Annotated in this window: 6 protein-coding genes; all 6 read right to left on the bottom strand. The window is 73.2% G+C overall.

All coding sequences use genetic code 11. The features are described 5' to 3' along the window. The coding region (locus D8M35_RS17285; protein WP_148113342.1) for a zinc ribbon domain-containing protein at positions 1 to 311 on the bottom strand (311 nt) is incomplete at its 3' end. After that, entirely contained in the window at positions 308 to 2,725 is a 2,418-nt protein-coding gene (locus tag D8M35_RS08240) for a transglutaminase domain-containing protein (protein ID WP_126891417.1), read from the bottom strand. The genes D8M35_RS08240 and D8M35_RS17285, both read right to left, overlap by 4 nt. 80 nt (positions 2,726 to 2,805) lie before the next feature. After that, positions 2,806 to 4,218, bottom strand: a complete 1,413-nt coding sequence (locus D8M35_RS08235; protein WP_126891416.1) for a DUF58 domain-containing protein — start codon at positions 4,216 to 4,218, stop codon at positions 2,806 to 2,808. Continuing rightward, a complete protein-coding gene (locus tag D8M35_RS08230; RefSeq protein ID WP_126891415.1) occupies positions 4,215 to 5,186 on the bottom strand; it encodes a MoxR family ATPase in 972 nt (323 codons plus the stop codon). The genes D8M35_RS08235 and D8M35_RS08230 overlap by 4 nt, the downstream gene beginning before the upstream one ends. Before the next feature lie 53 nt (positions 5,187 to 5,239). Next, positions 5,240 to 11,125, bottom strand: a complete 5,886-nt coding sequence (locus D8M35_RS08225; protein WP_126891414.1) for an Ig-like domain-containing protein — start codon at positions 11,123 to 11,125, stop codon at positions 5,240 to 5,242. Continuing rightward, positions 11,098 to 12,507, bottom strand: a complete 1,410-nt coding sequence (locus tag D8M35_RS08220; protein ID WP_126891413.1) for a serine/threonine-protein kinase — start codon at positions 12,505 to 12,507, stop codon at positions 11,098 to 11,100. The genes D8M35_RS08225 and D8M35_RS08220 overlap by 28 nt, the downstream gene beginning before the upstream one ends. Between the last annotated feature and the right edge of the window lie 96 nt (positions 12,508 to 12,603).

Here is a 12,603-nt window from a genome sequence, read left to right as displayed (position 1 = left end):
CCGAACGGCCGCTCGGGTCGGGGGAGGAGGAACGGTGACCGTCTCATGTGACGAGGGTCGTCGAGCCGGACCGGCCCATCGGCGGCGGCGAGCCGACCTGGGGACGGTGCCCGCTGCCTCCAGGCCTCGGCTGCCGGGTCGGGACGCCGACCGTACTGGTCGGGCTGACGGAGCGGCGGCGGCGGAGTGTCGTCCGCGGGCGCCGCCGGGGCGGGCCGGCGGTTCGCGGAGACGTTCACCGACCGCCCGCACTCACCGCAGAAGATCGCGCCGTCGGGCAGCATCGACCCGCAGTGTTCGCATCTGATCACGGTTCGCCTCTGTCCTCACTCGGCCGTCCACGACGCTCGCCGGCCTGCGGACCATCGTAGTCACGGGCCCCGGGACGCCCCTGGCCGTCGCGGTCCCCGACCACCGCGTCCGTCGTGTCGGCAGCGGCCCGCTCCGATCCCGGACGCCCCTTCGGTCGGCGGACACCGGAGCGGAGGGACCGCAACGACACCGCCGCCCGGAGACGCTCACGCCGGGACCGTCCCTCGCCGAGACTCGCGATCGCGTCCTCCGTCGCCGACCACATCCGGTCCGCGGTCCCCGGGTCGACGTCGTCCGGCCCGAAGACGCTGCGGTCCGCCAGCGCCGCCAGTCCGGTCCCGCCGCGACCGGGAGCACCGGCGACCGCCTCGCGACGGGTCGCACCACCGGGCACGGCGTGTCCCCGGTCGAGCAGCGCGTCCCGGTACTCGTCCCAAGCCCCGGTGACCCGGGCGCGCGGGGTCGGGGCCCTGCGTCGGCGTCTCCGCCGCACCCGCTTGCAGAGCAGCACGACCGCGAAGGGCAGGAGCACGAGGGCGACGAAGCCCAGCGTCGCGAGGACCCACGGCAGGGCGGCGAGCAGCAGCTGCAGCCACAGCGGCGGCACCGGCGGTGTCTCGCGGTCGGTCTGGGGCGGCGCCTGCTGGTCCTGGTCCTGCTGTTCGACGGGCGGCGGCGGGACGACCGTCTCCGGACGCGTGACCGGTTGCGGCGTCTGGTCCTGCTCGTCCGGGATCTCCCGGACGACGGGGTTCGGGTTGAGCGTGACCCACCCCCACTGCGCCGTGTCCACCTCGACCCGCGCCGTCACGTCGGACCCGCGCAGGGTCGTCGTCCCGCCGGCGCTCGACGTCGGCCCCGACGATGCGCCGGCGTCGCCGCCCGGTGTGAAGCCCATCACGACGCGGGACGGGAACCCGATCTGCCGCGCCATGAGTGCGGCGGCCACCGCGTACTGCTCCTGGTCGCCGATCATGACCGGCGCGGTGAGGAGCTCCTGGATGCGATCGGCGCCGTGACCGGAGCGGCTGGCACGCTCGTCGCCCACGCCGTGACTGACGTAGCCGGTGCTGGTGAGCCACCGGACGGCGGCGACGAGCTTCGCACCGTCCGTCCGGGCGTCGGCGGTGGTCGACTCGACCCGCTCCCGCACCGCGTCCGGCACCCCGGTTGCCGAGGGGACCTCCGCCGTCCCGGGCCGCGCCGCGGCGAGCTGCTGGTCGTCCGGCTGGTCGGGCAGCACCGCGTCGAGGTCGTAACGGGTCCCCGTCCCGACCCCGCCGACGACCGCACCCGTCGACGTCGCACGGTCGTAGTAGAACGACCGGCGCGCGCGTTCGGCACCGTCGCCGCGGAACGTCACCGACTCCAGGTCGCCGACCGTCGGCAACCAGACGCCGCGGTAGGCGTCGACGTCGACCCCGACCCGGACGTCGCTCCCGTTCACCCCACCGACGTCGACGGTCGTCGGGACCCGTTCGAAGGTGCCGGAGGCCGAGGCCCCGTCGGCACCGCCGACCCGGAAGACCACCCCGTCGTAGGTGTCGAGGGTCGCGATCCGCACGAAGCCGCCCTGTGGGAGGCCGGAGACGCGCAACTGGGCCGTGTCGGCCGCACCGGCCTCCTCGTACGCCCGGAAGGCGCTCAGCGGGCTGACCTCGTCGCGGGGATCGAACGGCTTCACCACCTCGGTCCGCGCGACGGTGCGGCCGACCGTCGGCGGCGCGACCAGCCCGAGGCCGGTCGCGACGACCGCGGCAGCCAGCACGGTCCCGGTGCCGACGAGCGCGGGACGCGCCACGGAACGCCACACCGGGACGCGGTCGCCGACGGTCGTCGCGACGGCGACGGCCCGGCGGGAGTGGCGGACGACGAGCGCCCAGACGAGGGCGATCCCGCCGAGTGCCACCCCGGTCGCGACCGACACGTCGAGCCGAGCGGGGCCGACGACCACACCGGCCGCGAACAGGACGAGTGCCGGGATGCTCGCGGTCTCCGGCCGGGAGGCACGGGTCGCCACGGTCACGGCCGTCACCGTGGCGACCAGGGTCGTCACGAAGTACGGGACGAGCAGGGACTCGTAGGAGCCGACCGGCAGGCTGACGGTGACCAGCCGCTTCCAGTCGAGCGCGACGCCGGCGAAGAGGTCGACGAGACCCGGCCCGGTCGGCAGCAGCCCCGCGGCCTCTGCGGGCACCGCGACCGGCACCCCGGTCACGGTGAAGACGGCCACGGTCAGGACGCCGACGACCGCCGCCGGCAGCCGTCCGAGGGCGCCGGCCAACGCGACGGCGGTCCCCGCGACGACCGCGGTGACACCGGCGGTGACCATCGAGACGTCACGGTGGACCGGCCACCACGCCGTGCTCGCCATGGCGACGAGGAGCCAGACGACGAGCGTCCCGCCGATCATCCGCGACGGCCCGCGTCGACGTGCTGCCCGACGGGTCGCGCGGCGGCCCCCGGGCCGTCTGACGGGCGGCGTCGCGGCACTCACGCGGCGGCCGCCGATCGGTGCAGGGCCTGGCGGAGGTCCTCGAGGTAGCCGATGGTCAGGACGGTGAGGCCCGCCACGCGCAGCACGCGCGGCTGCGCCTCGGGCTCGCACGTGACGGCCACCACCTCGACCCCGACCGGGAAACGCGTCGCGGCGAGTCGGAGGGCGGGCAGCCCGACCGTCGAGCCCACGACCAGGAAGGCGACCGAGATCCCCGCGGTGTCGTTGCCGACGATCCGCGCGACCTCGGCGACGGGCAGGCAGGCGTCGGACAGTCCCACCGTCGCGAACTCGTCGAGCAGCCTGGTGGGTGTGACGGTGGCGAGTCGGTGCACCGCCCAGACCGGACGCTTCGCGTACTCGGGGGTGCGCTCGGACACCACGACGGAGACGTCGCGGCCGTCCCGGACAGCACGCGCGCCGAGCGAGGCGGCCGCGCTCACGGCGAGCTCGAACTCGTCGTCGTCGGCGAACTCGGCTCGTCGGGTCGCCAGGGCCACCACGAGGTGCGACCGCCGGGTGTCCTCGAACTGGCGGACCATGAGCGCGCCCGACTTCGCGGTCGACTTCCAGTGGATCGTGCGGGGGTCGTCACCGGGGACGTACTCGCGGACGGCGTGGAAGGCGATGTCGGCCGGGGAGAGGTCGGTCGTCGCCTGCCCCTCGAGGTCACGCACGAGCCCGGTGCTCGTCGACGGGATCGCGATCGTGCGCGGGTGCACGATGACCTGCTCCCGTCCGGTCCAGACGACCTCGCGGCGCACGAGCCCGACGGGGTCCGCACGCACGCCCGTGACCGGCCCCACGTCGAGCACGCCGCGCCGGACCGTCGGCACGGGTACCTGCTCCTCGAACGCGCCCCCGGGCGCGACGGAGGGCACGGCGACGTCGACCAGACCGGCACCGACCGGCAGCTCGACCGTGGTGGGCACCGACGGCAGTCGCGCCGGGTTCTCGGCGGTCACCACCACGCCGGCGTCGTCGCCGACGGCCACCCGGTGCTGCGGAAGCCGCATGCGGACGACCAGCCGCGTCCGCCCGATGAGTGCGACGGCGGCCACGACGGCGAGCACCGCTCCGGCGAAGCCGACCACGACGACCTCGCGCAGCCCGAAGCGGTAGCCCACCACGAAGGCGACGAGCGTGACGGCGGCAACCGTCCATCCGAGGCCGGTGACCACCGAGGCGACCTCGCCCCAGAGCCGTCGCACGGTCCTCCAGGCCGTCGCCCAGGCCTTGGCGATCCCGACGACCGCGTCGGCGGCGACGCCCTCGCGGTCACCGACGAGCCGGGTCCGGACGTTCGTGAGCCCGGCGACCGTCGTCGTCCGCTCGGACGCGGCGGACCCGCGACGGGACCGCGTGCTGCCGCGTTGCGTCCTGGTGCTGCCGGGACGGTGGTCGGTCACGACGCCGCTCGGTCGGCGGGCGGCGGGGTCTCGACCAGGAGCTGCGCCACGACGCTCGTGGCGCTGACCCCGTCGAACTCCGCCTCGGCGTCCAGGACGAGTCGGTGCGCCAGCACCGGCACGGCGAGGGCTTTGACGTCGTCCGGGGTGACGTAGTGGCGACCCTGCACGGCGGCGTAGACGCGCGCGGCACGCACCAACCCCATCGCGCCGCGGACACTGACACCGAGTCGGACCTCGCTGGCCGCACGGGTCGCCTCGACGAGGCGCGCGACGTAGTCGGCGATCGTCGGGTCGACGTGGACGGTGCGGGCGAGCGCGGCCATCTCGGTGACCGTCGCGGCGGGGACCACGCTCGGCAGCGGCACCGAGGCCGACGGCGCGGACGAGGTCTCGAGGATCCGGACGGTGGCCGCGTGGTCCGGGTAGCCGATCGAGGCCCGGACGAGGAAGCGGTCGAGCTGGGCCTCGGGCAGGCGGTAGGTGCCGGCCTGCTCGACGGGGTTCTGCGTCGCGATCACCATGAACGGTGCCGCCAGGCGGTGGTTCACGCCGTCGACGGTGATCGCCGACTCCTCCATCGCCTCGAGCAGTGCGGACTGCGTCTTCGGGCTGGCCCGGTTGATCTCGTCGGCGAGCACGATGTTGGCGAAGACCGGTCCGCGGTGGAAGTCGAACTCCTGCGTGCGCTGGTCGTAGACGCTGATCCCGGTGATGTCGCCGGGCAGCAGGTCCGGGGTGAACTGGATCCGGTTCGTCGACCCCTGCACGCTCTGCGCCATCGCCCGGGCGAGGCTCGTCTTGCCGGTTCCGGGGACGTCCTCCAGGAGGAGGTGTCCCTCGCTGAGCATGGTCGTCACCGCGAGGCGGATGACGAACGTCTTCCCGAGGAGCACCTGCTCGACGTTGGTCACGATCCGGCCGGCGGCGTCGGCGAACCAGGTGGCCTGCTCGGGGGTCATGCTCATGCGGTGGGGTCCTCGTTCTCAGGGGGGTGCGGGATCGCTGCCGGGTGGTGACCCTAGCCTGCGGCGGGGTCGCTCGGCTGGGTGCCGGACGGCGGGTCGGTGGTGCCGGTGGCGGGGCTCGTCACGGACCCGCGTGCTCCGGTCGGATCTTGCTCGTCCTTCACGGTCGCCTTCACCCTGATGGACGAGTACCCGCTGGGGACGGCGTCGCGGGTCGTCCACGCAGCGTTGGTGTCCGGGTTGGTGTCCGAGCACCTCTCACCGATACCGAGCGCGCCGGGTCGGCAGTACGAGATCTGGTAGCCACTCGCGGTCAGGCCGCCCGCGTTGTCCGGCTGGTTGATCACCGGACGCTGACCGACGACGGCACTCGTAACGGACGCGCGCGTTGTGAACGGCGTGGACGTTCCGAGGTCGGTCGACGAGCAGTAGTCGTTCGTGTTCGTGGTGCAGGCGAAGAGCACCACGTCACTCGCGACGCCGAAGCCGGCTCCCTGGGTGATCGTCGAGCCGTTCAGCTGGATCGGGGAACCGCCGTTAACCGCGTACGCGTAGTGGTCGACTCCCGGCCTGACGTCAGCGCGCACTGCGACGAGAACGCTCCCGTCCTGGTCGGGACCGACCAACGCGGCGTCGCCCGTCGGAGCCGACGGTGGAGTGAAGCTCGTCACCGGGTTCGAGGCGCCGACGGCGCAGAATCCACCGGCGTTGGCGCTGAACACGACGTACCGGTAGTCGCCAGCGTTGCCGCTCACGCTCCGGTCCGGACTCGACTGCACCGCTTGGAGTCCGCGGGCGTCGCAGGTGGTGGGGACCGCTCCGTTCGTCCGGTACACCGTGTTGGTCAGCTGACCACCCTGTGCGCTGCCTCCGGTCACTGACCAGTCGACGACGGTCTTGCCGTTCTCCGCTCGAGATGACGCGGTGATCTCCGCAGCGGTCGGCTGACCGTAGGCGACGGCATCAGCGGACGTCGATCGGTTCCAGTCGGCATCCGACGCGACGATCGCGCGGTTCTTCGCGTAGACGGTCGCCGAGTACGAGGCGCCCGCCGCCAGCCCGTCGAACGTCGCGGTCGAGGTACCGGCAGCGACGTTCCGCGTCGTCCCCCCGCTGCCGTTGAGCACAACGACGTAGCTCGACACGGCACTCCCTGGGCCGGGCTTCGGGACGGGCGTCCACGACACGACGATCTGGTTCGGGGTGGAGGTGCTTGCTGCGGCCGTCACCGTCTGCGGGGCACCCGGGATGTAGTCGGCGCTCATGACAGCGCTGGTCGTGGACGGTGAAGAGGTGCCGATCGCGTTCGTCGCCGTGACCCGGAACGTGTACCGCTGTTGAGGATCCAGGTCCGTCAGGGAGCAGACGGTGGCCTGGCCACAGTCGCGGGCGTACGAAGAGCCGCCGTCGCCGCTGCCGGACACCCGGTAGTTCGTTATCGGAGCGTTGTTCGCCTGCGGCGCCGACCACTGCAGACGGACCACCCCAGGTTCGTACGACCCGGTCTTGATGGGGGCACCCGGGGCGTCGGGGACGTCCTGCACGGCGATGGTCACGTCGCCCCAGACGTACCGGGACGGGTCGTTCGTCGCATCGGCGACCTGGTACTGCAGGTGCGCGTCGACGGGCTGGGCTCCTCCGGCCACGGAGACCTGCAGCCGGGAGCGGTCGGCGCTGGGCGTGACGCTCACCCCGGCCGGGAGGCCGCCCGAGAGCCCGCGGATCGCGACCACCCGCAGCCGCTGGTCCGGGAAGGGGTTCGTCGCCTGGTCGTTCGACAGCACGTCGATCGTCGCGCTCGTCCCACGTGCGACGACGGCCCGGTCCGCTCCCGGCTGCACGAGCGGCCTGGTGGAACCGACGATGCCGACCCGGACGACGCCGGCACGGCCGGGGTTGGCCTCGTCCGACACGCCGATGCCGATGGCCGCCGTCGTGTCCTTCGGCGCGTCCTCGGCCACCGAGACCCGGAGCTGCTGGCCCTGCACGGTCGCGGTGGTGCCGGAGCCCGGGCGGCTGACGACCGACCAACGGAGCTCGCCGAGGTCGTCCGGGTACGGGTAGTCCGTCAGCTTCGTCAGGTCGAGCGTGCGGGTGTCACCCGGCTGCATGTCGATCGAGGACCCGGTGAACGCGGGTGGCTGGTTCGACCGGGGCGTGACCTTGATGGGGAGCACGAGCGTCGCGACACGGCCCTTACCGCCGTTCGCACTCGAACCGTCGGTGACCTCGAACGAGATCGACGCGTTGCCGTAGTAGAGCTTCGAGGACGTGAACTGCAGCGTCGACCGGTCGACGACGAGGTCCTGTCCGTCGGCGTGCGTCGCCTTCACGGTGCCGCGGTCGGTGATCTGCGCGGTCCGCCCGTTCGCCGTCACCACGTACCGGTCGAGCGGGATGCGCACCGTCGACTCGCTCTTCACCGTCACGGCACCCGCGCTGCGGTCGACCTGCGGCAGGGCGTCGTCGAACCCGGGGACGTGCACGAAGCCGTAGGCGACCACGTCGGGGTGGTCGCTCCGGGCGACCGAGAACGGCACCACCTGCGACGCGTCCGTCAGCCGGATCGTGATGCGACGGTCGGCCGTGACCCGTGCGGTGTCGCCGTAGCCGTCGACCACACCGACCTCGAGCCGCGAGGTCGATCCCTCGGCGAAGAAGACGTTCTGCAGCACGTCGACGGTGACGCTCTCGCGGCGCAGGATGTCCTGCAGGTCGAGCGTCGTGTCCTCGACCTCGGGGCGGAGCGGCGGGGCGTCGCGGTCGACCGTCACGGTCAGGAAGGCGGTGCTCGACCCACCGCTCGCGTTGGCGACCGTGTAGAGCACCGCGAAGTCCCCCTCGGTCGCCGACCGGGGTGGCGTGACCCGCACCTGGCTGCGCTGGAGCACCTTCGCCGTGACGCCCGCCGCGGTCGGCTCGACGGCGGTGACGGTCAGCTGGCCGCCCTCCGGGTCGGAGTCGTTCTGGAGGACCCGGACGGTGACGGACCCACCGGGCCGGATGGTCACGTGGTCGGCCTCGGCCACCGGGTTCGTGGCCTGCTCCGCACGGGGGCTGATGCCGACCCGGACCGTCCCCGTCGCCCGGGCACCGAGCGCGTCGACGACGGTGTAGGTGAACTCGTCGGTACCGGAGGAGTAGTCCCCCGCGTCGTACGTCAGCGCGTCCGCGGTGACGTCGCTCACCGAGCCCTTCTCGGGGTTGTCGGCGACGCCGACGAGCTGCACCGAGTCACCGTCGGGATCGATGCCGTTCAGCGGCACGGTGATGCGCACCGCCTGACCCGCGACGGCGCGCGCGGTCACGGTCTCGGGGACCGGCGGGTTGTTCGTCGCGGCGTCGCGTTCACGTACGGAGATCGACACGGTCGCGTCGGCGTACTGCCCGTCCGGCCCGCGGACCCGGTAGACCGCCGTGTGGTTGCCGGGCGTCTGCGGCGCCAGGTACCGGAGCCGGTCGCCCGACACGAAGAGCAGGCCGCCGTCACCCGGCACGTTCTGCACGAGCTGCGGGTCGAGCGTCAGCGGCTCGCCCTCGGGCTGGGTGTCGTTCGCCAACACGTCGATCTCGGCGACGTCCCCGACCCGCACGGTGGCGGAGTCCGACTGCGCGACGGGCGGTTGGATCCGGTCGGGCCGAGGGATCTCGACGACGGTGATCGTCCCGCTGGCGCTGGCGAGACCGTTCGACTCCGTGTAGCCGAAGGTCACCGGTCCGTCGAGGGGCGCGGTCAGGGTGACCCGGACGACGTGCTGGTCGAGGATGCTGGCGCGCACGCCGCTGCCGCGTTCGGGTCCGTCGAGCGCGGTGACCATGAGGACACCGCCGGCCGGGTCGGTGTCCGTCGCGGTGACGTCGGTGTCCTTCGTCGAGAGCGTGGTGACGAACACCGTCTTGGGCGTCGTGATCGGAGGCGTGGAGGCGTCCGGCGGCGCGAGCACGGTGACGCGCACGACACCGCTCGCGGTCTTCGTCCCGTCGGTGACCGTGTACTCGAGCTGGTGGTCCCCTGCGCCGGCTCCCTGCACGCGGAACGTGCCCGCGTCGTAGGAGGGGGTGACCGTCAGTCCGTTCGACGAGGAGACGCTGGTGAGCGTGACGGTGCCGTTGCCACCCCGGACGTGGTCGAGCGGTTGCACGGTGAACGCCTTGCCGGCGTAGCCCTGCACCGCGAAGGCGTCGGCGCGCAGCGGCACGTTCCCCTGCGCTGCGACACGGACGGTCATCGACCCGCGCCCGCGGTCGCGGCCGTCGCTCACGACGAGCTGCACGGCTCGGTCACCGGTGCGTCCGCTCGCGTTGCGGAAGTCGAGCATGCCGTCCGGCGTGGTCGACACCCGGTCGCCGTCGGCCGAGGCCGACTCCAGGTAGACCGGGTCGCCGTCGGGGTCGACCCAGTCCGACAGCACGTCCGTCACGACGTGCCCGTTCTGCACGACGTCGGCGGAGGTGCTGCGCACCTGCCGCGGTGGCTCGTTCTCCGACTCGGGGCGCACGGTCACGCGCACGGTCGCGGTGGCGGACCCGCCGTTGCCGTCGGTGATCGTGTACGGGAAGGACAGGGACCCGCTCGCAGCCGCGGTGAGCGTGACCTGGAGCCGTTGCCCGTCGCCGACCACGGCGACGCTGCCCTGTCCGTCGGGGATGCTGCCGACCTCGCTGATGACGAGGGGGTCGCCGTTCGGGTCGTAGTCGTTGAGGAGGACCGGCAGGCTCGTCGTCCGGCCGGGACGTGCGCCGAGGTCGTCGTCCACGGCCACCGGCGGCTTCTGGTCCTTGTCCACCTGGGGGTCGTCGTCCGACACCCGTTCCTGCTGCCGCTCGTCGTCCTGGTCGACCAGGTCGGCCCAGTTGTCGATGAGCTGTCCGCTGCGGCCGATCGCCCAGGACCGCCCGCTGCGCGGGTCGTTCGCCACGACGGTGTCGCCGTTGTGCACGATCTGCAGGTCGTCGGCGTCGGCGGTCTGCGCCAGTCGCTGCAGCCCGCTGCCCCGGCAGGAGTCCATGGCCTGCCCGCCCGCCCACGCGGCGTAGGTGCACGAGCCGACCACCGTCGGACGAGCCGCTCGACCGGAGACCGCGAGCGGCGTCCGGTCCACCTGGCCGGACGCCGACACCCGCACCAGGCCCGACGTGCCGGCGACCACGACCGAGGACGACGAGTCGGACGACCGCTGCAGCGCGGGTGCTCCCCCGACACGGTCCCCGAGGTCGACGGTGTCCCCGTCGACGGAGAGGCGGCCGTCGGTCCGGTCGAGGACGGCGACGTGGTCGCCGAAGGACGCCACCTGGAACTCGTGCGAGCGGTCGAAGCGCACGTCCCAGCGCCGCTCGACGGTCAGGTCGGACCCGACGTCGACGAGGGACGCCCGTCCGGTGCGCGGCGAGTAGACGGCGACCCTGCGGTCGGAGGCGTCGAAGACGGCGTCCGCGCCGAGGGTCAGGTCGGGCTCGGTCGAGGCGTCGAGGTCGGACAGCTCGGCCGCCGGGGTCGCCCAGAGCGCACCGGTCTCACCGTTCCCGACCACGGCCGTGTCACCGGCGAAGAACACCTGCGGCGATCCTGCGGGGAGGGTCACCGCGTCACCCACCGTCGCGTCGGCGACGTCGACCTTCGCGACGGTCCCCTTCGTCCCGTCGACGCTGTACACCTCTGCCCCGCGCTGCACGACCGAGAGGTCGTCGCTCGGGGTCTCGACGGCGGTGTTGAGCGCCAGGACGCCGGTGTTCGCGCGTCCGACGGCGCCGTACTGCGCGGACGGCACCCACACCGTGCCGTCGCCGAGGTCGATGCGCTGCGTGTGGTACCCGGTCGACACGACGGCCGCGGTGGCCACCACGGCACCGACGACGACCGACGCGCCGATCGTCACGGCCGCCGACCGGTGCTTGGCCAGGAGCGCCCGGATCACCCGGTGCTCCCGATCGTCCCGCACTGCTCGGGGCTCGCGGCGCCCGTCTTGCCGTCACGGTTCACGGCGACCGTGATGCACTGCTCGGCCCCCGCCCCACCGGAGACGACGAAGGTGGTGCCGGTCTGCTGGCTCGTCGCACCGGACGACGTGATGACGTAGGTGTCACCGGCGCGCAGACCGGGGTCGGCCCAGCTGAACGACACCGAGTCGGCACCGGCGCGCGCAGTCACGTCGCGCACCGTCGGGATCGACGCCGTCCCCGCGCGCGTGACGAGCAGGACGCTCACGACGGCGAGGGCCGCCACCACCAGGACGCCGACCGAGCCGGCCACCAGGACGGTCGAGCGACTCCGGCGGCGCGCCACGGTCGCCGAGCCGGTGCGGTGGACCGTCCCCACGCTCTGGATGCCCGACGAGGCTCCGCCCTGGACGGCACGACGCGTGCGCCGCCGGGCACCGACGCGGGACGGCGGCTGCAGTTCCCGCACGACCGTCCGGTCTGCGTCGGACGACGGGGTCGCCACCGCCCACGACTCGACGGCGACGTCTGCGGGGGTCTGCGGGATCCCGAGCTCCGCCTCGACCTGTTGGAGTCCGCGGACGAACTCCATCACGGTCGCGGGGCGTGCGGACACCCGCCGGGACATCGCCGTCGCGAGCAGGCGCTCGAGCGACGGCGGGACGTCGGGTCGGCCGGTCGGCTTCACCCCGCCCCGGTCGATCCGGTCCATCAGGTCCGCCGCGGAGTTCTTCCCCCCGGGGACCTCGAAGGGGCTGCGCCCCGCGAGCAGCGAGTACACGGTGGCCGCGAGCGAGTAGACCTCGGACTGCACGGTGCCGCGCGACTCGTCGCCCAGCACCTCGGGTGCGGACCACGGGATCGACATGCCCACCGGCTCGTCCGGGTCGGCACTGCCGATCGTGGCGGCGATGCCGAAGTCCGACAGGACGGGTGCGCCGTACGCGGTGCGCAGGATGTTGGAGGGCTTCACGTCGCGGTGGAGAACGCCCTCGCGGTGCGCCGTCTCGAGCGCCGACCCGATGCGGATGCCGACGGCCAGGACCTCGGACACGGGGAGCGGCTCGCGGCGGTAGCGCTGGCTGAGCGACGACGAGCAGAGCTCCATGACCAGGTACGGCCGACCGTCGGACGCGATGCTCGCCTGGAGGACCGTGAGGATGGAGGGGTGCGTGCTGAGCCGCGCCATCAGGTTCGCCTCGGCCTGGAACATCTGACGGACGCGCTCGTCGACGACCTCGTCGAGGAGCACCTTCACCGCGACCTGCCGGCGGGGCATGTCCTGTTCGTAGAGGAACACGTCCGCGAAGCCACCGGAGCCCAGGACGTGGACGGGGCTGAAGCCGGCGATGACGGGCGGGTCGGACGGCAGGCGTCGAGCCATCGGCGTCGTTCCCTTCCCCGGCCCCCCGGCCGGCCCTCGGCGTTCCTCGCGGCCAGGTCATTCTACGAAAGCGGGCTCGCCGCCCGGGACCCGCTG

This window comes from Curtobacterium sp. HSID17257 (assembly GCF_003989515.1).
Classification (GTDB): domain Bacteria; phylum Actinomycetota; class Actinomycetes; order Actinomycetales; family Microbacteriaceae; genus Curtobacterium.
The sequence above is the reverse complement of the archived record's forward strand: the minus strand, read 5'-3'. Positions and strand labels throughout refer to the sequence as shown.

What these genes read in the sequence shown, in the direction of transcription:
- D8M35_RS08240 (WP_126891417.1), bottom strand. Translation starts at nt 2,725, where the DNA reads ATGATCGGCGGGACGCTCGTCGTCTGGCTCCTCGTCGCCATGGCGAGC.
- D8M35_RS08220 (WP_126891413.1), bottom strand. Translation starts at nt 12,507, where the DNA reads ATGGCTCGACGCCTGCCGTCCGACCCGCCCGTCATCGCCGGCTTCAGC.
- D8M35_RS08230 (WP_126891415.1), bottom strand. Translation starts at nt 5,186, where the DNA reads ATGAGCATGACCCCCGAGCAGGCCACCTGGTTCGCCGACGCCGCCGGC.